Genomic DNA, 21,958 nt, shown 5'->3' with positions numbered 1-21,958 from the left:
AATAAGCGTTAAGCTTGGATGCAGCACTTATTGCGTACGAATCACCTCAAGCACCGATTGTTGCACGGGCACCTCTTGATGATCTTGCAAATACACATGCACGACTTTAAACACAACGGCTGCAGCTAAACATGCCAAAACACAGAATAACCAAAAACCATAAGGACTACGAATATTGTGAGATCCACAAGTACCACATTCTTTTTCTGATGATTCCACAACCCGATTGCAACATGCGCAACGATACTGATGATACAGCATAGGTATTCTCCTACTTCACTGTAATTCTTGTTTTTATTGTTACACCATCTACCCTGATGAAGTGTAATTTTGCTTAAGCATCTGTGACACTTTGTAGCCTGCATCCTTTGGATGATTTAACTGACACAATCGCTTGTGAATTAGAATGTCAAAGTTCTGCTATTCGCGCAAATCGTATTTTTGAATAAACAGTCACTTTATCCATCTAAAATAGGTATGCCATGCTAAAATTCTGCATGCTCGATTACTTGAAGTTTAGACTCAAGCTTGGCTTTCAGCACATATTTTTTTATTACACGGAGTAAAGTTAAAGTGGTGCAACTCATTAAAAAAGGTGGCTTGCGAGAACGTGCCAACCGTAGTCGTAAATACCAAGGTTCGGAAAATACCGAAGCAACTTTGCAATCAAACCGTACTTATCAGCCCAATCATTTAGATAAAACTGAAAACACGACTGCAACCGAAATACTGAATGAAAAATCGTCAAACTTGGCTTTGGACAACATCAAATCATCTAACTAATTGGCATCAAAACCTATGTTTTAAAACATACGCAGTGCATCTAACCACAACCACACAGCAAATAATAAAAATAATCCGCCCGAGACCATATCAATATAACTGCCTGAACGCAGATATAACTTTTTCATTTTTGGTGTCGAAAGTAGCAACATAAATAATGTAAATGTCACAAAAGTTTGGATTGGAATAATCACTGCCAATTGGGCTTTTAAAGATGCACTTGCCGATGAACTCAGCGCCAAAGCAAATACGCTGCTAAAATAAATTAAGGTTTTCGGATTAGATAAATTGGTGAATAGACCCAATAAAAAGTAGTTTTTTGCGGCTGGAATTTGCACTTGAGTATCATCAAACTGTTTACGCTGCTGCCAACTATGCCAACCACCCGACAACATACCCCATCCCATTTTGGCAAGAAATAAACCGCCAATCAGCATTAAGACTTGCTGAATCCAAGGAAACTGCTGCACCAAAACCGTAAAACCCAATAGGGTCAGCACTACCCACACCACAATCCCTGATGAAATACCCGCAATAATCTGCAAGGTATTACGGCGGGTATTGCTGGCTGCACTTTTGGCAATTAATAAAACATCTGGTCCTGGACTAAGCTGTGCCACAAAATGCAGCGCACAAATGGTGAATAACAAAGACATAAATACATCAGGAGAATTGAAAATCCGATTATACCTTGTGCGGTAGGAGAATAAATAAGGCTTTAAATGCACACCTCAATGTTTAAACACTCACGTGCATATTCACCAAAAAATACCCATAAAAAAACCGAATCAGCACGATTCGGTTTGATCTCAAGCATCACCCATATTACTTAGGTTGATTGACATCTTTCATTTCAATTTTTTTAGCATCAGGGGTAATTTCACGTGCTTCACCATCAATGATACTAGAGTCACGACCACCGCCCTGTTGATTTTGCATATCTTGCATTTGGCGCATTAAATCTGCGAATGGGTTTTGCCCTGCACCGCCCATGCCATTCATATCGCCCATCATGCCACCCATCATTTGATTCATCATCGCTTGCTGACGCTTCATCATGGCTTTCATCATTGCAGCTTTAAATGCATTTTGAACGGCAGGAATCATCACCAACAATGCCAAAACATCACTGATTAAACCTGGAATCATCAATAAAAAACCCGCAAAGATTTTAGGTAAATTATTGCTAAGTGCAGGGTCGGCACTCATCTGCCCCATTTGCATTTGCTGCATTTGAGGCATCACGCCTGCAGAATATTTACGAATCAAGTTCAAACCAATGAAGAAAGCAGCGACAAACCAAAAGAACACGTACCACATGCTCCCTACTAGGTCGCCCACACCAATCCAGACGAAGACTTCAAGAACTAAGCCAATTAGAACAATAAGAAATAATTTCATGAAAATTAATCTAATCTCAATAAAATAAATAAAATGCAGTAACCAAGTGCTTCATCGGGATCAAGCTTTTTTGATTCGCTGTTGTTACAATATGGGCATTATTGTATTTTTAAAGGTTAAGTCTGTCATTAATATTTTCATCATTACCCAATAACAGACTTAATACGTCTATATATTTGAACGATAAAGATAAAAATACGCGGCATACGCCAATAATAACCACAACGCAATAAAAACCGATGCTGCGATATAACTGCTCGGCTTTTAACTGATCGCATCTGCATGTAAACGACAACGCTGGATTACTTCGGCAGGCACTAAACGCAATACCAACATGATGCCAAATGGCACTAAAATCAGGTCATCTAAATAGCCCAAAACAGGTATAAAATCTGGAATCAAATCAATGGGAGAAATGGCATAAGCAGCGACCAACCATGCCAAAAGCTTTACCATAAACGGCGTTTCAGGATCACGTGCGACAAAGCAAACCGCATAAACATCTCGTTTGATTTACTTCACACACTGTTTTAGCCTATCAATCCGCTTCATGGCAGCTCTCATTTGCTACCGTATATAAAATATACGCCTCAAAACTTAAAATAAAATGAAGTCCAAAATTGAAAATGTGGCGAGGTAAACATTCTAATTGTTTAAATGGCATCTTACTGACCGAATGTTTTGAAATTACTCCACACAAAAGAGATTTAAACTCCTATAATTCAACTTGATGTAATTTTTAAGGCTTGGCATGTCACTTATTATTGGAATCGACCCTGGTTCTCGTCTAACGGGCTACGGCATTATTGAACGTGATGGTGCTAAATTACGTTTTGTAGATGCAGGAACCATTCGCACCGAAACCAGTGAAATGCCTGAGCGCTTAAAACGAATTTTTGCAGGGATTGAACGGATTGTGAAATTTCACGGCCCGACTGAAGCTGCAGTTGAACAAGTGTTTATGGCGCAAAACCCAGACTCAGCCTTGAAATTGGGACAGGCTCGTGGTGCAGCGATTGCCGCTTTAGTAAATTTAGATTTACAAGTGGCTGAATATACCGCACGCCAAATTAAACAGTCTGTCGTGGGTTATGGCGCTGCCGATAAAGAACAAGTGCAAATGATGGTCATGAAATTATTAAATCTAACCATCAAACCCCAACAAGATGCTGCCGATGCTTTGGCTGCTGCAATTTGTCATGCTCACGCATCGGGTAGCATGACCAAGTTCGCTGTGCTAAACGCCCTGGGCGGTATGGCACGTGGACGTAGTCGCTCAAATTCCAGACGTCGCTAAATCAGTGTCGTCATCGCTTATATTTTACTGATTTACAACCTGATAAATCGCTTGGCTCATGTGCTGTGCCTGCAAACCGCGCATGCCCTGCTGTGCCAATACATCCCCTGCCAAGGCATGTAACATGACAATTTCATGTAATTGAATTTTATGATGAAACTGGGCTTTTAAACTGGCGATCATACCTGCCAACACATCCCCCATACCGCCTGTACCCATACCAGGATTGCCTGCAGTACAAATCCACAATGAACTTGCTTGCGGTTCTGTAGATGCTGCTTGCAAAGTCAAACTGCCAGAACCTTTTAACACCCATTCGCCTGCATAGCGTTGCTGCAATTGCTGAATCGCGGCAATACGGTCAGCTTCAATGGCTGCAACCGTAGTATTGAGCAAGGTCGCAGCTTCACCTGAATGTGGTGTGGCATAACTGTTCGGTTTTAGTTGGGCTGGATGATGCGATGAATGCGCTTGTTTCGCCAAAAACCACAAGGCATCGGCATCGTAAACTACTTCTACCTCGGACTGATTTAGCGCGGCAAACCAGTCTGCATAATGCTGTTCTGCCCAAGCATCTCGTCCTAGTCCCATGCCTAAACTTACGGCATCCACCTGTGAAATTAATTGCTGAATCTCTGCGCCTGTCAGTGCGTCAATATCACGCAGCATTAAATTTGGCGCTCGGCTTAAAATCGCAACATGATGTTTAGCATGACACACCACAGTCACTTTCCCTGCACCTGCGCTCGATGCGGCTTCTGCAGCCATCATCACCGCACCACCCATTTGCGCATGTCCGCCCACAATCAACACATGCCCATAACTGCCTTTGTGTCCAAAAGCCTGCCGTGCGGGTAGTTGAATCGTATGTGGTGTGAGTTGTGCCAAAGCTTTGAGTTCTGCATCGGCTGGAATCAAATCCAGCACATCGACCAGTCCCGTATATTCCTGTGCCTGCCCTGTAAATAACCCTGCTTTCAAACCCAAAGCTGTAAAGGTGTAATCGGCTTTAATGGCACATGGCAATGGCTGACCTGTATTGGCATTTAAACCGCTTGGAATATCAACCGCAATTTTTAAACCCGCTTGTTGATTCATTGTGTGAATAATCGACTGCCGCTCATCATTTAAAGCACGATCTAAACCAATACCAAATAGTGCATCAATGTAGCAGTCATAGTTTTTTTGAAACGCAAAACCTTGAATTATATTGACTTGCTCTGTCTCAGCTTCTAAAAAAGCCTGAAGTAAATCTGCCGATGTACCGCGTGTTGCAGCATAAATATCGACTTGAAAACCTGCTTGTTTTAAATATTTTGCAGTTAAATAACCATCACCTGCGTTATTGCCTTGTCCACAACACACGGCAATTTTTTGTATTGTAGATGGCTGTTCTGCAAAAATTTTGCGAAGTTGCAAATGCAGTGTCCACGCTACTTGCTGCATTAAACCATAAGAACTATTTTTTTGGCGAGCAAACCAGCGTTGCTCCCACGCTTGAATACTTTGGCTATGATAAACAGGGCTATGGTACACTTGCTGCGGCATTTTCTTCCCTTCTATTTTGTTATGGCAAAATCCACCACTTCAGCACAAATTTCTCTGTATCAAGACGATCTAGTCTCCTTGAAAACGTGGATTAAAGCGCAAGCTTTGGCGCTTGGTTTTGCTGATTGTGTCATTGCCAAACCAGATGCTCAAGCAGAATTAGCACGTTTTCAGGAATATTTAAAACGTGGCTATCATGGCGATATGAAGTTTCTGGAAGAAAATTTAGACAAGCGCGCCAATCCCACACTATTAGTCCCGAATACCAAAAGCATTATTTGTGTGCGCATGAATTATTTGGTGGAAAGACCACAACCACGCCACATTCCAGATGCACCTAACTCGGCAATTATCGCCCGTTATGCGCGCGGTCGTGATTATCACAAAGTCATGCGCGGACGCCTAAAAACCCTTGCGACACGTATTCGTGAAAAAGTGGGCGAGTTTGAATCACGCCCTTTTGCCGACTCAGCCCCAATTTTTGAAAAGTCGTTGGCAGAAAGTGCAGGCATGGGTTGGACAGGCAAACACACCTTACTCATTCATAAAAAATCTGGATCTTTTTTTGTATTGGGTGAGTTGTTTACTTCACTAGATTTACCTTTTGATGCACCTGCAACTTCGCATTGCGGTTCTTGCACAGCCTGCATCGACATTTGCCCAACACAGGCCATTGTTGAACCTTATATGTTGGATGCGCGCAAATGTATCGCTTATTTAACCATTGAATATCAAGGTGTGATTCCTGAAGAATTACGCCGTGGCATTGGTAATCGTGTGTTTGGTTGTGATGATTGCCAACTGATTTGCCCGTGGAATAGCTTTGCCCAAGTCACCACGGTGGATGATTTTCATCCTCGACATGCCTTAGATCAGGTCAGCTTGCTAGATTTATGGCAATGGGATGAAAGTACGTTTTTAGCCAAAACTGAAGGTAGTCCATTGCGTCGCACAGGCTATCAAAGTTTTATGCGTAATATTGCCATCGGGCTTGGAAATGCCCCTTTTTCAGCACAGATTTTGCAAACTTTGCAGCAAACGCGAGCACAGCATGATGAGATTGTGCAAATCCATATGGATTGGGCCATTCAGGAACAATTGCTTAAACAGCCCAAATTTTAAACAAAAATCATATCCAAAATAGTGCGATATTTTGAGTGCAGCTTTCTTGCCAATTTATGCAATTAACTAAATTTTAGTAACCAATTCATAGCAAAATAATAATCCATAAAAATAAATTTTGCAGCGAAATAGCATTAAAATTGCTTAAGTTTGCAACTAAATAGACTGCATATTTTTGTTTCCATACTGTTGAATATTAGCCATGAAATTGGGAGATTATGCCTTTCTGATTCAAACTATTTGTGTATGATACAGACTATGAATAATAGGGATCATGGACTTTTACTTATGTCAGTACGCAATGATTGGACTCGAGAAGAAATTCAGCAGTTATATGAACAGCCTTTTCTGGATTTAGTCTTTGAAGCACAGCGTGTGCATCGCCAACATTTTGCTGCCAATACTGTACAAGTCAGTACCTTATTGTCGATTAAAACAGGTAAATGCCCTGAGGACTGCAAATATTGCTCGCAGTCTGCACATTATGATTCACAGCTTGAAGCTGAAAAACGCATTGCGGTTGATAAAGTCATTCAAGAGGCTAAAGAAGCTTTAGCATCAGGTTCTTCACGTTTTTGTATGGGCGCTGCATGGCGTAATCCGCATGAACGCGATATGCCGTATGTTTTAGAAATGGTGCGTGAAGTCAAAGCACTCGGCTTAGAAACTTGCATGACTTTGGGGATGTTAAACCAATCTCAGGCAGAACGTTTAAAAGATGCGGGCTTAGATTATTACAACCACAACCTAGACACCTCGCGTGAATATTATCCTAATGTCATCAGTACCCGCAGCTTCGATGACCGCCTAAATACGTTGGATATTGTCCGTCAAACAGGTATGAAAGTGTGCAGTGGCGGTATTGTTGGTTTAGGTGAAGACACTCAAGACCGTATTGGTTTATTGCATGAATTGGCAACTTTGCCGTTACATCCTGAATCTGTGCCAATCAATATGTTGGTTCCAATTGAAGGCACACCACTGGCTGAAATCGAAAAACTCGATGTCATTGAATGGATTCGTACTATTGCAGTGGCGCGTATTATTATGCCAAACAGTTATATTCGTTTATCTGCAGGACGTGAATCGTTGTCTGACTCAGATCAGGCACTGGCATTTATGGCAGGTGCGAACTCATTATTCTCAGGTGAAAAACTGTTGACCACACCAAACGCAGGCGAAGGCAAAGACAAACAATTGTTCCAAAAACTAGGTTTAGTTCCTGAACGTGCCAAGCCAACGGTTTCGGAATTGTCGGTAGATGCGATGGCAATGGCTTAAAGTTTTAGCTTCCATCCAAATATACAAAGTCCCGTAAAGGGACTTTGTTTTTTATGCAGCAAAATAAGTTTATGCGGCAATGCTTTTAAGAAGTGATTAAAATTCCGTAACTGGCATTCAAATACTGCCCTGCTTTAATGATATCTATCCCGTTGGCATGTTCTACCGTCAGTTGTTGCTGAATCGCATCATAATAAAACCGATCGTAACAATCCTGATGATGCAGCAACCAAGTCAAAGTATCTGCTAGATTGTCATCTACAATATACGTTTTTTCTTGAAAGTTTTTAGTCATAGATACGGTCGGTGCAATATTTCTAGGTACTGGATTTTAAGCGGAATACCTTGTCGGATAAAGTATGCGGAGGATAGAAAATTTAATTGTGCACTTGTATAAATCAAACTTCGTACAGCATGAGAAGTCTCCCCACCAAAAGAGGTGGGAATGATATATGTAGTTTTGAAGATGGATAAGTGCAGTCTAATCTATACATGCAGGCAAGATTAAACAAAATATTCAAGCTGTTAGCCTAAAATAAAAAAGTGAGCCATAGAGACTCACTGGGTGTTAATACAGATTCAATACTTAACATTATTGTGTCTTAGAATCCCCACACTTGCGACACTCTAAATGCGCCCCGATTTCTTCCATTGCGTCATATTCATAAATATGGATACAGAAAATTTTCTTTAACAGTTTGATCATAAATGACATTCCTTTTGATTTTTATACATCACGTTTGTGATCTCATCCTGAGATACAAATGCCATCAAGGCTGATAGATATAAATTACTATTATCATATTTAAAAAAAATTGCAAATCTAATTTAGAAACTTTCCGACAAATGACAAATTCATCTACATACTTGCTAAAATTGAGTGCATAAATAGCTGTAAATTCAATCACTTATATTATATAAATTTTCAGCGCACTTGAAACAAGAAAAAAATGTTTAAAAGCTAATGTATTAAAAACCAAAGAATCGCAATAGCCAATAACATCATGCTTTCTGTTATTTCAATACTCGCGCCAACGGTATCGCCTGTAATTCCACCTAAACGCTGCATAAATTTATATCGCAAATACAAGGTGCTGAGAATAAAAGTCAGAACGGCCACCAAGCCCATCCATCCCCAAAACACTCCTGCAAACAAGGTCAATACAATCACAATTTTTGTGCCTATTTTGGGTAAATGTGCCTGAATAGAAGTACCCAAACCGTTGGCACGCAAATAAGGCGTGCTTAAAAATAAAACCAAAGCACTTAATCGTCCCAATACAGGTACAAACAGCAAAAATGCTAAATACTGTTGCTCAAGCAATACATACAACGCAGACCATTTTAATAAGCAGCAGATCAGCAAACTCAATACCCCAATCGGGCCGCTGCTTGGGTCTTTCATGATGTCTAAGCTACGTTCAGGATCGCCAAAACCGCCGACCCATGCATCGGCAGTATCCGCCAGCCCATCTAAATGTAAACCGCCTGTTAGCCAAATCCATAGCACTAAAATTAAGCTGCTACTCAGCACCAAAGGCAAGAATTGCAATAAATGCGCCATTCCCCAAAGCACAGCCCCGATTAATAAGCCAACAAGCGGATAAAACAACAATGATTGTGCGTTTTGCGCTGCAGTTGGCATCTGTTTTAAAGAAACAGGAAAAGTGCTTAGAAATTGCAAAGCGATCCAAAAAGGTGTCATGTTTGTCCCTGCATGCAAATGTTGCCATTGGGATGTAATTGGAATGAACTCAATTGACCCAACGCTGCAGACATTTTTAAAATATCATCTAAAGATTTTTTCTGCGCCAATACTTTGAGCAGTTTAATTACCCCGCCATGCGTGACCAATAGCACACGTTTAGGTTGTTGCTCAAGTTGTTGTAAATATTGGTTTAGATCGGACAAACCTTGCAAAACACGCTGCTGAAAATTGAGCAAAGATTCTGCTTGTGGTGGACTAAACTGAGTCGGTGTCATCCAAAATTTAGCTAAATCTTCAGGGTATTGTTCATATAAAGCTTGGGTGGAAATTGCTTCCCATTCACCAAAATGCATTTCCTGAAATTGTGCATCAATATACAGTGGTAATTGTTGTACTTGAGCAAAGGTCTGGGCAACCTGCAGACAACGCTGTAAAGGTGAACTCGCCACAACATCCCATCGTTGCCCTGTAGCTATTGCCGTGTCTAAAGTCCGCTGCATGTCTTGCCAACCTTCTAAAGTCAAAGCATCATCGGTTGAACCACGCAAAGTATGTCCCAATTCTGTTTCGCCATGTCTTAATAGGTTTAGCATGATCATGAAGATACTTTCTCACCTATAACCGCAGCTTCAGCAAAAGTCGCCATTTGATTATGCAAGGCGCAGGCCAGTTGGATGATGCCCAATGCAGCTCCCGCGCCACTCCCCTCACCTAAACGTAAATTTAGATGCAGCAAGGCTTGTGCATCTAAAGCTTCTAATAAACGACGATGTCCAAATTCAGCCGATTGGTGCCCAAATAACATCCATTCACGGACTTGAGGATTTAAACGCACGGCAACCAATGCAGCAGCACTACTGATAAAACCATCGACCACCATTGGCAAGCCCAACTGTGCACAGCGAATATACGCACCTACCATTGCAGCGACCTCCAATCCACCCACTGCACATAAAGCTTTAAAAGCATCATGTTGTACATAATTTTGATGCAGAGCTAAAGCAGCATCAATCACCTGTTTTTTATGTTGCAATTGCGCAGTGTCAATTCCTGTGCCTATGCCAGTCAAGGCTTCAGCAGGTTCTTGTAATAAAAAGCAAGATAAAGCTGATGCCGAACAAGTATTTCCGATGCCCATTTCACCTGCGACATAAATCGAGGCCTGCTGTGCAATGGCATCTTCCACACTTTGGCGTCCAAGTGCCATCGCATCTGCACACTCTTGTTCAGTCATGGCACAGGCTTTGGCAAAATTCGCTGTGCCTGCACGAATACAATGCCGTTCGACTCCTGCATATTCGTACGCTTCCCCAACCGAGCCGCAATCGACCACTTGCAAATGCGTCTGATATTGTCGGGCGATGACGCTGATACAAGCCCCACCCGTAGCAAAATTTTGTAGCATCTGCCGAGTCACCGCTTGTGGATAGGCAGAAATATTTTCCTCCATCACGCCATGATCGCCCGCGAAAATACATATCCACGGACGTTCAATATTTGGCTGCGTTGTCCCTTGCAAAGCTGCCAATTGAATCGCAATATTTTCCAATGTTGCCAATGAACCTGTGGGTTTGGTCAATTGAAGTTGACGTGCAATTGCCTGCTGTTTCATGTGTTCGTTCGGCTTTTGACACGCTGCAAACCACCAAGTCATTAATTCTCTCCTTTTAAAAGCATTGGAAAACCTGCCACGCAAAACAGGACTTTGTCTGCAATTTGTCCCAATAGTTGATGTAATCTCCCTGTTTCATCGACAAATTTTCGGGTTATTTCGCCCATAGGCACAACGCCCAAACCTGTTTCATTACTCACTAAAATAATATCGGCTTGCAACTGAGGTAAAATTTCGAGCAATGCTGAAATTTGTTGTTCGGCAAAGTTTTCTGCAGATTGCATCAACAAATTACTCATCCACAAGGTTAGGCAATCCACTAAAATCACAGTATTAGGATGATCCAACACCTTTAATTGCTGCGCTAAATACAAAGGCTCTTCGCACAACTGCCAAGTCTGCGGACGCTGTTGTCGATGATGCTGAATCCGCGCCTGCATTTCTGCATCGCCCGCTTGGGCGGTTGCCACATAAATGACGGTTTTACCAAGTTGCTGCGCGATTTGTTCAGCCAAACGGCTTTTACCCGAACGTGCACCACCCAAAATAAATTGAATCACATTTGCTCCAAAGGAAATTGATGCGTGCTAAATAACCGACCTTGTAAAGTGTGTGCCTGATAATAACCAAAATTTAAATGCTGGATATCTAAATCGAAATAGTGCACAGGGAGATTTTGAATACGCTGCAAAATCAAATTAGTTGAACACGCTGTTTGATATAAGCCCAAAGTAATATGTGGATGATACTGCAAGGCTGCGATTTCAGCCCCGCCAACGCCAAGTGCCTGACGTATACGCGCCAGTTGCTGTGATTGGTCTTGCACTTCTACAAATAAAGCACTATCAAAGCTATTAATGCCGCCCACTTTTAGTTGAAAAGGCTCTAGTTGCATCTGCTGTAAGGCCTGAACTTGTTGTTGAAACTGTGATTCGAGAAAGTCATCTTCCCAATATTTTTTTGCTGCATAAAACCCACAAATATATAAAGTGATATGAAACTGACGTGTATTTGGGCGCAATAACACGTCTGAAAATTGCTGTTTTAATTCTTGTAAATAACATTCTAAAGCTAGATTTTGGACAGCTAAATACCAAAGCACATAACGCTCACGCCCACGATGCCATTCAGGATAATCATACTGCTGTGTTGGAATAACATACTGATTGGCTTGAATAAACATGGAATAATTCAATGAATTTAAACGGCTTATGGTAAAACATTCACAACTGAATAGACATGAAAATCATACAATTTAAGGTAAATATTTTTCAGTTTAGTATTTTAACCATCTACATCATTTAAATAATTTTGATTTTAACTAACTGTGCGAAATTCCCCATCTATAATCTTCGATTTAGGTGGGGATGGATAGCACGACTTTTCGTTATTCGGGTCTTTCTTGATTTTTTATATATTCACGAATTACATCAATTGTCGCACCACCTGTTGTAAGCAAGCAATAAGCCCTAGTCCAAAGTACAGGCTTCCAATAATACTGCTTTAGTTCTGCATCAAATTCTTTGCGTATAAGTCTGCTAGATACCGTTTTGATGTTATTTATAAACTTGCTTGGCATGATATTAGGGTGCATTTCTAGTAATAAATGAATGTGGTCAGCTTCACCATTAAACTCAAGCAAGTCGATTTCCCAATCTTGACAGTTCTTTCTTACGATTTCTTCAAGGCGATTGAGCATTTCATTTGTAAAGCATTTTCTTCTGTATTTTGTTACCAACACTAAATGATAAGTTAGCTTATAAACACAGTGGTAATGTGACTTCATGTTATTTACACCAAGATTAATATTTGTTAAATTATAGGTATGAATGAAGCTCAAATGAAAGCCTACAAGTATCGTATTTATCCGAATGGTGAGCAAAAAGTGCTAATCGAAAAGCACTTCGGCTGTGCTAGGTTTACTTACAACTGGGCTTTAGCACTTCAACAAAAATATTATGATGAACATAAAAAATCACTGAGCCGAAAAGATATTCAGGATCAGCTTGTGAGTATGAAAAAGCAAGAACAATACTCATGGCTCAATGAGGTGAACAGTCAAACTCTACTTAGTGGATTGCTTCATGTTTATACGGCTTTTGGAAACTTCTTCAAAGGTCGGGCGAAATTCCCCAAGTTCAAGTCTAAGAAAATTCCACAACGATCATATCAATGCCCTCAACATGGTAGTGTTGATTTTGAAAAAGGCACACTGAATCTACCTAAATTAAAAGGCATTAAAGCTGTATTTAGTCGTCAATTTGATGGAAAGATTAAAACTGTCACTATTAGTAAAACAGCAACAGGAAAGTATTACGCATCAATTTTAGTTGAAACTAATCAAGCTAAAGTAACAGCATCAATAATTGAGTCAGATAAAACCATTGGTATTGATTTGGGCTTAAATCACTTGTTGATTCAGTCGGATGGTCAAAAAATTGAAAATCCAAAATATTTACGACAAGCTCAAAAAAGGTTGGCAATTCAACAAAAGATATTTGCTCGAAAGAAGAAAGAATCCAAGAATTATCAACGTCAGAAATTAAATGTTGCGTGTATCTATGAAAAGGTACGTTTGCAACGCTTAGACCTACATCACAAACTAACGCATCACTTGATCTGTGAAAACCAAGCGACCACGTATGCAGTAGAAGATTTAGGAATTAAAAACATGGTTAAGAACAGTAAACTAGCCAAGTCCATTTCGGATGTGGCATGGGGGCAATTCTTAACGCTGTTACAATACAAAGCTGAATGGTATGGCAAGAATGTTTTGAAAATTGGTCGATTTGTACCAAGTTCAAAAACTTGTTCTTGCTGTGGCTATAAGATGGAAAAGTTACCGCTAAGTGTCAGATTGTTTGAATGTCCAAGTTGCAACTTGGTTGAAGATCGTGATGTGAATGCGAGTATAAATATCCGTAATTTCGCTTTAGCTGATGCACTAGGGCTTCGTGCTGTGTAAAGAGTTCCTGTGCCACAATACTTGTCAGCGCAAGTGTGGCATCGAAAGGTGTAATCAATTTGATTGCATGGGTCGCAAAGATTCCCCCACTATAACTTTCAGTTTAGTGGTGGGAGTATGTCAATGAGATGGATAAAATTCAGAAGATAGATGAAACAGGTCTGCAATGTTATGCTGAGATGAAGATGATATTTTCTAATCTACACAAGACACTACATTACTGTGAAGCTTTACCCCATCAGAATCGGTATAACTGGAGTTTATGATGCAACAAGAATTGATCTGTTATAAACAATTTCCAATTTGGAATTATGACTCAATTCCACAAGGGTTCAAAAAACAACACAATACCCAAGTCGGCACATGGGCAAAGTTGACTATTTTAAAAGGCGAATTGCATTTTTCGATACTGCAAGAATCTGGCGAAGTACAATCTGAGCATATTTTTTCTGTGGAAAATCAACCACCTTTTATTGAACCACAAGTGTGGCATAAAATTGTATCTGCCAGTGAAGATATTGAATGTCAGCTCAGTTTTTATTGTTTGCCTCAAGATTATTTTGTTAAAAAATACAAATTAAGCCCAACACATTCTGAAATTTTAATGGCGCTTCCGCAGTTAACCGTGGGTAAAGCTTTGGATGTTGGCTGTGGTACAGGCCGAAATGCGCTCTATTTGAGCCAAAATGGTTTTCAAGTGGATGCTTGGGATGTGAATCCGAGTAGTATCCAAAAATTAAATGAAATTATTGCTGCAGAACAGATTTCATCTATTCAAACTGCTGTTCGGGATTTCAATCAGGATGCCACTATTACGGAGGAATATGACTTCATCAACTGTATAGTAGTAATGATGTTTTTGGCGCCTGAAACTATCCCTCCCCTTATTCAACATATGCAGCAAGCGACCAAACCTCAAGGCTTTAACTTAATTGTTTGCGCGATGAATACTGAAGATTACCCTGTGCAACAAGACTTCCCTTTTAGTTTTAAAGCGGGTGAGTTAAGTGCATATTATGCTGATTGGGATATTGTGAAATACAATGAAAATGTCGGTGAATTGCACCGTACGGATGCAGATGGCAATCGCATTAAACAGCGTTTTGCGACGTTGTTGGCGAGGAAGAAGTAGATGTGCAAGTGGAATCTTAAATGAATAAGCTTTTGAGCTGCTCACAGACTACATTTCAATTGCTTACATAAAGCTTAAAATAAAAAACCACTTAGGATTAGTACACCTATGTGGTTGTTTTATATGGTGGGCCCAGACGTTACTATACTTTAACTTAAATCATTGTTTTATATTTATTTATTTTTAATAGACTAAGCAAGATACAAACTCGGATACATAAGTATTTTTTGTTATTTTTTTGTTATTTGACCTTCTTAGTATTAAGAGTCTAAATGATTTTAGAATTGTTTACTTTTCAGCATATATTATTTTTGATAGATGGACAGTTCTTAACTTCGCTAAATGACTAAATAGCCCTGTATGTCTTTATATATAAGGATTTTCACTTTGTAGTCACTAAATAAGGCAATGACTAAGTGACTTAATGAACACTGGTTTTAGTCATTTGTTTAGTCACTTAGTCGAAGTCATTTTTGCTGACGGCTAAACGCAATACCTTTATTCACAAGGGGTATAGCCTAATTTAGTCACTTAGTTACGATTCCAATAAAACAGGGTTAATTACAACGTACCTAGTGCGTCCTAGGGATTCAATTTTGATATGATGCGAATCTTCTAATTGTTGAACAATCATTTCTAAAAGATTTTTATTCTTCTGCATAGGTCTAGGGCATGACGTCTGCATATAAGAGTAAGGCAGTCTATCTGTGTTTTGCAGTAAACATTTTCTAGTAAGCCATTTCAACAATCGTTCAGCATCACTTTCTGCTTTAACTTCAATGTTTTTATACATTAACCACGCATTTAATGAATATTTGATTATCTCACAAGCTCCTGTTAAGGTCTTGGCATCAATGTTTGGTAGACCCTCAAAATATGCAAAAACTGTTGCTAAACGTCTTGCTAATTGACAAGCACGGCTAGCAAATGCCTGTATATATTCATATTTTCCATTAGCAAGTTGTGAGGATTCAAAAAAATTATAATAAAACTCATCAACTTCCTTGGCTTCATTATTCATCGAAATTACATAACGACCATGATGTTGTGTTTGTTCTTGTAGTAGTTTAGGACAATCATTAAGCAAATCTTCACATCTTGTCCAGTAGGCTATAAGACGTGGATCAGTGTTAGCATTTTTAGTTCTATAGCTTGAATCCTGTAATCGCGTACCTGCTAAGTTCTCAGGTACAGTTAAAATAAATCTGGGTAAAAATCCCTGCCCACACAACATAGGATCTGTTAATGCATCAACTAGAACCTCATGTTGTCCCTGTAGATTGATAGTCAATCGAACGTCATAAGCTCGACCGCTTCCATTTAAATTTGACTTTGAGCGTGTACGATCTACAAAACCATTATCAAATAACTTTGCATAACCACTTATGGCTTGGGATCTTGTTTTTCCTTGCATAGTATAGCCACCAAAAAATTGGCCTGCCTCATCACTAGCAATTGAAGCATTACCAACAACCCTATCAACATACAAACTTGCAATTGATTCAAATGTTATATCGCTAAACAACGTGCTAGGATCTTGTGGTGGTGGATTTTCAACACAGTACGCATCACGGTCTCGTTTATTTAATCCAGCACATCTACTTTTCCACAGTTCAAATTCATGATGGTATAGTTCATATTGCTTACGTTCATGCTTAATTATAGTTTTCTCTGCCATATTTCGACTAGTACTTTTTCTGCTTCCACTTTGTCCTTCTGTCACCAAATATAGGCTACATGGTTCGCCTTCTTCTGAGTCATTTCGGCCTATTGGTGCGTTAACATTAGGTTGTGCTATGTGTGACATTGCCCCTATGATACATTGGACTGTCATAGCTATGGGCGCTTGCACATAGTCAGCAATCGCTATAGCGGCCTCTCTTGCTAATGGAGGTAATGCATCAATGGGATAAGGATCGTTTGATAGCGATTCTGCTTGTACTAGTGGTAACAACTTCTCCCATTGCTTTACTGGCTCTTGAATAACTATCTTAGGGTCAATGATTTGCTTAAGCTGGTTAATTTTTTCTGAGAAAAAATGCTTTATTTGTTTGGGTTGAAGCGTTTTAAAATTCTTATCCAATTTCACAAATAAGTCATGATTTTGCTCAGGCTCATTGAAACCCGTTAAAACCCCATACGCGCCAACTTAAGGCTTAAACTGTTGAAATATATTATAATTATCGCTTGAAAAATAAAAAAGGTGGTTGTATTTATTAATGCGCTAACACAAAACACAACCACCGTGGCGTATCATGATTCATTTTCAACAGTTATTACAAGTACTTCCTTCAAATATTGAACAAATGGCGATAAATTGTAATGCTTTTCAACGGGCTAGAAAAATTAAATCGCCTTTAGAACTGTTTAAATTACTTATGCTGTATTGTGGCCTCGATTTGTCTTTAAGAGCATGCGCTGGAAAATTCACTGAAACTTATTCCGCAATCAGCGACGAAGCCGTAAAAAAGAGATTAATATCTTGTGCTGACTGGATTAAATCACTTTTAAAAGAAACTCTTACCACAGATCATAACCATACAGAAGGCGATTTAAAATTTATAGCTGTAGATGGCTCTACCGTTCAGGAACCAGGTGCGACACAAACGAGCTATAGACTACATCTCGGCATAGATTTGATGGATTTAACGCTCACTGATGCTGTTGTTACAACAGACAAAGTTGGCGAAAAACTTCAGCATTATCAGCTTCGTGAGGGTTATGTCTTTGTGGCTGACCGTGGCTATAGTCGAGTTCAAACCATTATGCCGACAGTCGATCAAGGCGCTGATGTCATTGTCAGATATACACCGAACTCCATGCCTCTCTATACATTTAATTCGAATAATCAAAAGCTTAAGATTGATTGGCATCAGCAACTTATATCACGGTCTGAGAAAAATCAGGTGATTGAGTGTTATATGATTTTAGGCGATAAGAGGATCAAGGGTTATGTCCATGCGATAGCTAAAAACACAAAAGTTGCAGAGAATGAACGTCGAGAAATGATGACCTTTGCTAAGAAAAATGGGCGAAAAGTCAGAGCTCAAACACTTTACTTAACGAACTGGATGCTGGTATTTACAACGATTCCGCCGCAGGTTCTTAGTACGCTTCAAGTTCAAAATATTTATAAAGCCAGGTGGCAAATCGAACTATATATAAAACGATTAAAAAGCTTGCTTAACATAGATTTACTAAGGGCTAAAAAAGACGGTAAATTAGCTGAGGTTTATTTACTCGGAAAGCTACTTTACGCAGTTTTAGTAGAGAAAATCTATAAACAACATTATTTTAATCATGGTGTTAGTTTACTCGATAAAAACCGAAACTTAAGTCCTTGGCGGCTAATTCAAGACTTGAATGATCAGATTAAATACAGTTTGTTAGCAGAATATCCAAGCTTTGAAGCCAATCTAGCAAGCAGTATTAAAAGTATGTCGGAGCGGCCTAGGAAGAGGAAATTACAACGATTTACAGATGATATTTCAATGTTATTTAGGAGGCACCAGAGTGTATGAAATATCATCAACATGGCTTAAGTTGGCGCGTATGCGTTAAAACCCTGAATATTGTTTCTTGTACACCATCATTTATAAGCTGATAAGCTGCGTTAATATCTTCATTAAAAACAACGGCCTCTCCAGATATTGCGATTTTTAAAAATAAGCCTATATCATCCGTACCCAGTATATACGGCATGTATACTCTATTTGTATTGCCTGCAAATACTCCTTTTTCACCAATCAAAAAATGTACTTTTTTAGTATCAACCAACTTATATGGTGTTTGTTCTGTATCATATTTTTTAGCAGTTCCCTTTATTGTATATCCCACTACCTTAGAAAAGTTTTGAGGGTTAACATGGGGAATTGCATAGCAATCTTCACAGTTATAGTCTACGTATTCTGGGTGAATATAGCTCTCAATCTTAACTTTAAAATTGTGCTCATCGATGCAGCATTGAATAAAGTCATTGAGTGAGTGAAACTCTATTTTATGACCTGTTACTGGATCGGTACTTGCTGCAAATGGTGCATTAAAAATGATTTTTGCATTCATTTCCCGCCCTCCAACTCAGAATCTGAAGGATTCAAACTCAAAACCCAATTTTTAATTTCGCTTTCACGATAAAAAACACGACCTTGTTTTTGGTCGCCGAATTTAATTGGTTTTGGAAAATTAGGATCTTTTTTTTGTAAGGCATATATCGTATTTCTACTAGTTTTTAAAATACGGCAAACATCTTTGATCTTCAAAAGCATTTGTGAGCTCCAATAACAATGCTAGGAACCATCATGTTTTTTTTGAAGTTATATGCCCTTATGTTTTTTTAATATTTTTCCAAAAAAAACCTAACTAATTGAAATAAATTATTTTATTTTTAATATTTCTTTAACTTTAGCCTTTGCGGCATCATCATTTAGTACATCTAAATCGGTGTAAAAAATTTGAATTAATTTAGAAATTATATTTATATTATACGGTCTTTTATTTGGAGAAATTTCTGCCTTTCCATCAACATCCCACATGCTTTTAATAAAGAATGTTCTATGCGATGTATTATCAACTCGTGGAGATTTCATATTTAATATTTCTGTTTCTATTTTTTTGTAAAAAAAATCAAGCAGATCACTATCCACAAATTCAACATAATCAATTAATTTATTATATATTTTTGTACTTAGTAAAATATCGTTAGATTTTTTTAAAAACTTATATTCTGGTATTTTTATATCATCTTCCATACCACTTAAAGGAGAAATATAATTATTATTTTTCATATACTCAAGAAAATTATCAATATCTTTATTATCATATTTTTCTGCATATTCTTTTAGTTCATAAAATCTTACATCTATCATTTCCATATCTATAACAGCAATTATTTTTTCTTCTCTCAAATAATTAACAATCTTATTAACATAGCCTGAACTTAAATAAAAACCCGCTGTCTTAGTTTTCGACAATGGAGATGTATTTAATAAATTTATCATTTTATTTTTTGCTGACTCAAGCTTATGGAGCCAATTTTTTAATTCAGTTCCACTATATACTGCACCACTATCCAGTTTTTCCTTATATTTTATTGAGAAATAATATTTTTTAGAAAAAAGAATTAAATCACTTAGCTTTAAATCAGACTCCAACATTTTTGTAAAAGACTTATCCTCCAACAATATATAAATTTTCTCAACATGAAAATCCTTTTCCTCAATACTAAGGTAAGTTGTAAATTTAAGATTACTACTTATAAATTTAGTTTTCATAAACTTACTATTAATTTTGTTATATTTTTTTAGAAATATAGCTACTTCTTCTTTATCTTCTTGTCTAACTCTTTCCATTTAATTACCTCAAATTAAAATTCTGCGTTACTAATTTATAAACCAGTATAAAACTTCTCAATCAACTGTCGTGTTTTAGCCAATAAATTGGTTAATACGCCATCACGCTCAAATAGCTTCACTTTATAATTTGGCAGTTCTTTCATCTCCTCTTTACGTGGAAGACGTTTATTAAACTCATAATTATCTAAAACCTGTTTCATCACATCAGGTTTTAAATTTTCTTGCTCACAGAAATGCTGATAGGCTTGTTCTTTTTCTGCATCCCAGAACTGAGCAAAAGCCACTTGTACGCTTTGCCCGTTGATCATTTTTGGCATATTTTCTTCGATGAATTTCTGAATCAAATCTTGCTTGTCATGCAAGCTAATATCACTACCAATCAGATCATGGACTTGAGCTTCATATTTCTTACGCTGCTCATCTGTTTCAGCATTCACTGCCATCTGTAACAATGTCAGGATATAACCCACATTAATGCGGTCGCTGTGCAGTAAATCCAATTGGAAATCGACATCATCTAAAACCGATACTTTTTCTTTTTTGGTGGTTTTTCGAATCGCTCGACAGAGATCGGCATATTTGGATGCAAAATTCGCAAAGTGCTGTTTATCTAACTTTGTCAGGTCTTGATCGTACTCTATAAAAGTCTGCAATTGAGCGTTGTAGCGCATTACTTCACGAAACGCTTTAATAAATTCAAGTTGTTCATCTTCTGTGACTAAATCATCTACTGTTTGATAATCAGGCGTAATACTGAGTAGCTTTTCAATCGCTTGCTCATAATCTTGTTTGATTTCATCAAAACTTGGGACAAGCACAGTCTTCCGTGCTTCTTTATTGGAAAATAACGCCAATGCTTCATCGGTGGCACGTTTTAAATTACGGAAGCTAATAATATTCCCGAATGGTTTTTTATCGTTGTAGACACGGTTAGTCCGTGAAAAAGCCTGAATTAGACCATGATATTTAAGGTTCTTATCGACATACAAGGTATTCAACGGCTTTGAGTCAAAGCCTGTGAGGAACATATTTACGACCAGTAAAATATCAATCTGCTTTTTCTTTACCCGATCTGCAATATCACGGTAATAGGCATAGAATCCATCACCAGAGTTATAATTCGTGCCGAACTGAGCATTATAGTTGGCAATGTAGCGATCCAACTTGTCACGACTAGACTGATTGATTTGGCTCGGAGCATCAGTTGATTCTTCTTGAATCAATCCATTTTGGTCGTTGTTCTCAACAGCTTCATTCGCACCGTAGGAGAAAATGGTCGCAATGGTGAGAGGTTTAAATAATCGACCCTCCGCTTCGTCTTGTTGTTGCTTCTCAGCTTGTACCTTTTCAAACAGTTCATAATACTGAGTTAAGGTATCCACTGAACTGACACAAAACATTGCGGTAAATTCACGGTTTTTGGTTTTAGTATCGTGCTTATCAACGATATAACGGGCAATCATTTCTAATCGCTGCGGATTATCATAAAGCTCTTTGGTATCTATCCCTTCAACATCTTCGTCATAATCGAGGTTATTCTGCATACCCTTAGCAGTATACTTGCCACGATAATCTATTTGGAACTGCAATACGTTACGGTCGCGAATCGCATCCACAATGACATATTGATGCAGACAATGATTGAATAAATAATCTGTGGTGAGTTTTAAACCTGCTTTGGATTGACTATTTTCCTCAAAGATCGGTGTTCCCGTGAATCCAAACATCTGCGCATTGCTGAAGAATTTTTTCTCTGTA

The 21,958-nt window shown here is 38.6% G+C and carries 23 protein-coding genes and 1 pseudogene; 7 read left to right on the top strand and 17 right to left on the bottom strand.

Features of this window, described 5'->3' with window-relative positions:
* Positions 1-27: 27 nt before the first annotated feature.
* Positions 28-258: a hypothetical protein gene (locus LZP46_RS06160; protein ID WP_442863545.1), complete on the bottom strand. Its 231-nt coding sequence runs from the start codon at positions 256-258 to the stop codon at positions 28-30.
* 315 nt (positions 259-573) lie between these two features.
* Between LZP46_RS06160 and LZP46_RS06155 the strand changes: the two genes are divergently transcribed.
* On the top strand, positions 574-783 hold the full coding sequence (locus tag LZP46_RS06155) for a hypothetical protein (RefSeq protein WP_154320816.1): 210 nt from the start codon (positions 574-576) through the stop codon (positions 781-783).
* Between the two features lie 20 nt (positions 784-803).
* On the opposite strand, the gene LZP46_RS06150 is transcribed toward LZP46_RS06155, so the two are convergent.
* From LZP46_RS06150 to LZP46_RS06140, 3 genes are all read right to left on the bottom strand, one after another.
* The gene (locus LZP46_RS06150; RefSeq protein WP_178318392.1) at positions 804-1,439 is read right to left on the bottom strand and encodes a LysE family transporter; all 636 of its coding nucleotides are present in this window, start codon (positions 1,437-1,439) and stop codon (positions 804-806) included.
* 169 nt (positions 1,440-1,608) lie between these two features.
* Complete coding sequence (locus LZP46_RS06145) at positions 1,609-2,184, bottom strand: FxsA family protein (RefSeq protein ID WP_236095007.1); 576 nt, start codon at positions 2,182-2,184, stop codon at positions 1,609-1,611.
* Positions 2,185-2,448: 264 nt separating this feature from the next.
* Positions 2,449-2,640: a YkvA family protein gene (locus LZP46_RS06140; RefSeq protein ID WP_236095006.1), complete on the bottom strand. Its 192-nt coding sequence runs from the start codon at positions 2,638-2,640 to the stop codon at positions 2,449-2,451.
* A gap of 295 nt (positions 2,641-2,935) precedes the next feature.
* Here LZP46_RS06140 and ruvC point away from each other — a divergent pair, with 295 nt between their 5' ends.
* The gene (ruvC, locus tag LZP46_RS06135; protein WP_070155212.1) at positions 2,936-3,481 is read left to right on the top strand and encodes a crossover junction endodeoxyribonuclease RuvC; all 546 of its coding nucleotides are present in this window, start codon (positions 2,936-2,938) and stop codon (positions 3,479-3,481) included.
* Positions 3,482-3,505: 24 nt separating this feature from the next.
* On the opposite strand, the gene LZP46_RS06130 is transcribed toward ruvC, so the two are convergent.
* A complete protein-coding gene (locus LZP46_RS06130) occupies positions 3,506-5,029 on the bottom strand; it encodes an NAD(P)H-hydrate dehydratase (RefSeq protein WP_236095005.1) in 1,524 nt (507 codons plus the stop codon).
* A 21-nt stretch (positions 5,030-5,050) separates the two neighbouring features.
* Between LZP46_RS06130 and queG the strand changes: the two genes are divergently transcribed.
* Together queG and bioB are read left to right on the top strand one after the other, a co-directional pair.
* Complete coding sequence (queG, locus tag LZP46_RS06125; RefSeq protein WP_236095004.1) at positions 5,051-6,151, top strand: tRNA epoxyqueuosine(34) reductase QueG; 1,101 nt, start codon at positions 5,051-5,053, stop codon at positions 6,149-6,151.
* Positions 6,152-6,439: 288 nt separating this feature from the next.
* A complete protein-coding gene (gene bioB, locus LZP46_RS06120) occupies positions 6,440-7,432 on the top strand; it encodes a biotin synthase BioB (protein ID WP_178318389.1) in 993 nt (330 codons plus the stop codon).
* A gap of 85 nt (positions 7,433-7,517) precedes the next feature.
* Here bioB and LZP46_RS06115 read toward each other — a convergent pair whose 3' ends face one another.
* The 7 genes from LZP46_RS06115 to tnpA all read right to left on the bottom strand — a co-directional run bounded on the left by LZP46_RS06115 (position 7,518) and on the right by tnpA (position 12,538).
* Positions 7,518-7,727 (bottom strand): hypothetical protein, encoded by a 210-nt coding sequence (locus LZP46_RS06115; RefSeq protein WP_236095003.1) that lies wholly within the window; start codon positions 7,725-7,727, stop codon positions 7,518-7,520.
* Between the two features lie 666 nt (positions 7,728-8,393).
* Positions 8,394-9,137, bottom strand: a complete 744-nt coding sequence (locus LZP46_RS06110) for an adenosylcobinamide-GDP ribazoletransferase (RefSeq protein ID WP_236095002.1) — start codon at positions 9,135-9,137, stop codon at positions 8,394-8,396.
* Positions 9,134-9,739 (bottom strand): histidine phosphatase family protein, encoded by a 606-nt coding sequence (locus LZP46_RS06105; RefSeq protein WP_236095001.1) that lies wholly within the window; start codon positions 9,737-9,739, stop codon positions 9,134-9,136. The genes LZP46_RS06110 and LZP46_RS06105 overlap by 4 nt, the downstream gene beginning before the upstream one ends.
* Complete coding sequence (gene cobT / locus LZP46_RS06100) at positions 9,736-10,794, bottom strand: nicotinate-nucleotide--dimethylbenzimidazole phosphoribosyltransferase (protein ID WP_236095000.1); 1,059 nt, start codon at positions 10,792-10,794, stop codon at positions 9,736-9,738. The genes LZP46_RS06105 and cobT overlap by 4 nt, the downstream gene beginning before the upstream one ends.
* Positions 10,794-11,312, bottom strand: coding sequence for a bifunctional adenosylcobinamide kinase/adenosylcobinamide-phosphate guanylyltransferase (cobU, locus tag LZP46_RS06095; RefSeq protein ID WP_236094999.1), 519 nt, complete (start codon positions 11,310-11,312; stop codon positions 10,794-10,796). Before cobU ends, cobT begins: the two co-directional genes overlap by 1 nt.
* Positions 11,309-11,935 carry a 2'-5' RNA ligase family protein gene (locus LZP46_RS06090; RefSeq protein ID WP_236094998.1) on the bottom strand — a complete coding sequence of 209 codons (627 nt, stop codon included), beginning with the start codon at positions 11,933-11,935 and terminating at the stop codon, positions 11,309-11,311. Before LZP46_RS06090 ends, cobU begins: the two co-directional genes overlap by 4 nt.
* 204 nt (positions 11,936-12,139) lie before the next feature.
* The gene (gene tnpA, locus LZP46_RS06085) at positions 12,140-12,538 is read right to left on the bottom strand and encodes an IS200/IS605 family transposase (RefSeq protein WP_096901003.1); all 399 of its coding nucleotides are present in this window, start codon (positions 12,536-12,538) and stop codon (positions 12,140-12,142) included.
* A 39-nt stretch (positions 12,539-12,577) separates the two neighbouring features.
* Here tnpA and LZP46_RS06080 point away from each other — a divergent pair, with 39 nt between their 5' ends.
* Positions 12,578-13,717, top strand: coding sequence for an RNA-guided endonuclease TnpB family protein (locus tag LZP46_RS06080; protein WP_096901004.1), 1,140 nt, complete (start codon positions 12,578-12,580; stop codon positions 13,715-13,717).
* Between the two features lie 265 nt (positions 13,718-13,982).
* Positions 13,983-14,849 (top strand): SAM-dependent methyltransferase TehB, encoded by an 867-nt coding sequence (gene tehB, locus LZP46_RS06075; protein ID WP_236094997.1) that lies wholly within the window; start codon positions 13,983-13,985, stop codon positions 14,847-14,849.
* A gap of 535 nt (positions 14,850-15,384) precedes the next feature.
* On the opposite strand, the gene LZP46_RS06070 is transcribed toward tehB, so the two are convergent.
* Entirely contained in the window at positions 15,385-16,938 is a 1,554-nt protein-coding gene (locus LZP46_RS06070; RefSeq protein ID WP_236094996.1) for a DUF3987 domain-containing protein, read from the bottom strand.
* A 166-nt stretch (positions 16,939-17,104) separates the two neighbouring features.
* Between LZP46_RS06070 and LZP46_RS06065 the strand changes: the two genes are divergently transcribed.
* Positions 17,105-18,370 carry a transposase gene (locus LZP46_RS06065; protein ID WP_178319675.1) on the top strand — a complete coding sequence of 422 codons (1,266 nt, stop codon included), beginning with the start codon at positions 17,105-17,107 and terminating at the stop codon, positions 18,368-18,370.
* A 7-nt stretch (positions 18,371-18,377) separates the two neighbouring features.
* On the opposite strand, the gene LZP46_RS06060 is transcribed toward LZP46_RS06065, so the two are convergent.
* The 4 genes and pseudogenes from LZP46_RS06060 to LZP46_RS06045 form a co-directional block, all read right to left on the bottom strand.
* Positions 18,378-18,911, bottom strand: coding sequence for a hypothetical protein (locus tag LZP46_RS06060; RefSeq protein WP_236094995.1), 534 nt, complete (start codon positions 18,909-18,911; stop codon positions 18,378-18,380).
* Positions 18,908-19,114, bottom strand: coding sequence for a helix-turn-helix transcriptional regulator (locus LZP46_RS06055; protein WP_178318385.1), 207 nt, complete (start codon positions 19,112-19,114; stop codon positions 18,908-18,910). The genes LZP46_RS06060 and LZP46_RS06055 overlap by 4 nt, the downstream gene beginning before the upstream one ends.
* Positions 19,115-19,222: 108 nt before the next feature.
* Positions 19,223-20,197: a hypothetical protein gene (locus LZP46_RS06050; RefSeq protein ID WP_178318384.1), complete on the bottom strand. Its 975-nt coding sequence runs from the start codon at positions 20,195-20,197 to the stop codon at positions 19,223-19,225.
* 35 nt (positions 20,198-20,232) lie between these two features.
* Positions 20,233-21,951: pseudogene (locus LZP46_RS06045) on the bottom strand (type I restriction endonuclease subunit R, EcoR124 family); the annotation flags it as partial.
* Between the last annotated feature and the right edge of the window lie 7 nt (positions 21,952-21,958).

The sequence above is a fragment of the Acinetobacter sp. SCLZS86 genome (assembly GCF_021560715.1).
GTDB lineage: Bacteria > Pseudomonadota > Gammaproteobacteria > Pseudomonadales > Moraxellaceae > Acinetobacter > Acinetobacter towneri_A.
This window is presented reverse-complemented; position numbering and strand designations above follow the sequence as displayed.

What these genes read in the sequence shown, in the direction of transcription:
- LZP46_RS06055 (WP_178318385.1), bottom strand. Translation starts at nt 19,114, where the DNA reads ATGCTTTTGAAGATCAAAGATGTTTGCCGTATTTTAAAAACTAGTAGA.
- LZP46_RS06140 (WP_236095006.1), bottom strand. Translation starts at nt 2,640, where the DNA reads ATGGTAAAGCTTTTGGCATGGTTGGTCGCTGCTTATGCCATTTCTCCC.
- LZP46_RS06080 (WP_096901004.1), top strand. Translation starts at nt 12,578, where the DNA reads ATGAATGAAGCTCAAATGAAAGCCTACAAGTATCGTATTTATCCGAAT.
- LZP46_RS06130 (WP_236095005.1), bottom strand. Translation starts at nt 5,029, where the DNA reads ATGCCGCAGCAAGTGTACCATAGCCCTGTTTATCATAGCCAAAGTATT.
- LZP46_RS06150 (WP_178318392.1), bottom strand. Translation starts at nt 1,439, where the DNA reads ATGTCTTTGTTATTCACCATTTGTGCGCTGCATTTTGTGGCACAGCTT.
- LZP46_RS06060 (WP_236094995.1), bottom strand. Translation starts at nt 18,911, where the DNA reads ATGAATGCAAAAATCATTTTTAATGCACCATTTGCAGCAAGTACCGAT.
- LZP46_RS06110 (WP_236095002.1), bottom strand. Translation starts at nt 9,137, where the DNA reads ATGACACCTTTTTGGATCGCTTTGCAATTTCTAAGCACTTTTCCTGTT.
- LZP46_RS06145 (WP_236095007.1), bottom strand. Translation starts at nt 2,184, where the DNA reads ATGAAATTATTTCTTATTGTTCTAATTGGCTTAGTTCTTGAAGTCTTC.
- LZP46_RS06050 (WP_178318384.1), bottom strand. Translation starts at nt 20,197, where the DNA reads ATGGAAAGAGTTAGACAAGAAGATAAAGAAGAAGTAGCTATATTTCTA.
- queG (WP_236095004.1), top strand. Translation starts at nt 5,051, where the DNA reads ATGGCAAAATCCACCACTTCAGCACAAATTTCTCTGTATCAAGACGAT.
- tehB (WP_236094997.1), top strand. Translation starts at nt 13,983, where the DNA reads ATGCAACAAGAATTGATCTGTTATAAACAATTTCCAATTTGGAATTAT.
- LZP46_RS06065 (WP_178319675.1), top strand. Translation starts at nt 17,105, where the DNA reads ATGATTCATTTTCAACAGTTATTACAAGTACTTCCTTCAAATATTGAA.
- tnpA (WP_096901003.1), bottom strand. Translation starts at nt 12,538, where the DNA reads ATGAAGTCACATTACCACTGTGTTTATAAGCTAACTTATCATTTAGTG.
- LZP46_RS06115 (WP_236095003.1), bottom strand. Translation starts at nt 7,727, where the DNA reads ATGACTAAAAACTTTCAAGAAAAAACGTATATTGTAGATGACAATCTA.
- LZP46_RS06105 (WP_236095001.1), bottom strand. Translation starts at nt 9,739, where the DNA reads ATGATCATGCTAAACCTATTAAGACATGGCGAAACAGAATTGGGACAT.
- bioB (WP_178318389.1), top strand. Translation starts at nt 6,440, where the DNA reads ATGTCAGTACGCAATGATTGGACTCGAGAAGAAATTCAGCAGTTATAT.
- LZP46_RS06090 (WP_236094998.1), bottom strand. Translation starts at nt 11,935, where the DNA reads ATGTTTATTCAAGCCAATCAGTATGTTATTCCAACACAGCAGTATGAT.
- ruvC (WP_070155212.1), top strand. Translation starts at nt 2,936, where the DNA reads ATGTCACTTATTATTGGAATCGACCCTGGTTCTCGTCTAACGGGCTAC.
- cobT (WP_236095000.1), bottom strand. Translation starts at nt 10,794, where the DNA reads ATGACTTGGTGGTTTGCAGCGTGTCAAAAGCCGAACGAACACATGAAA.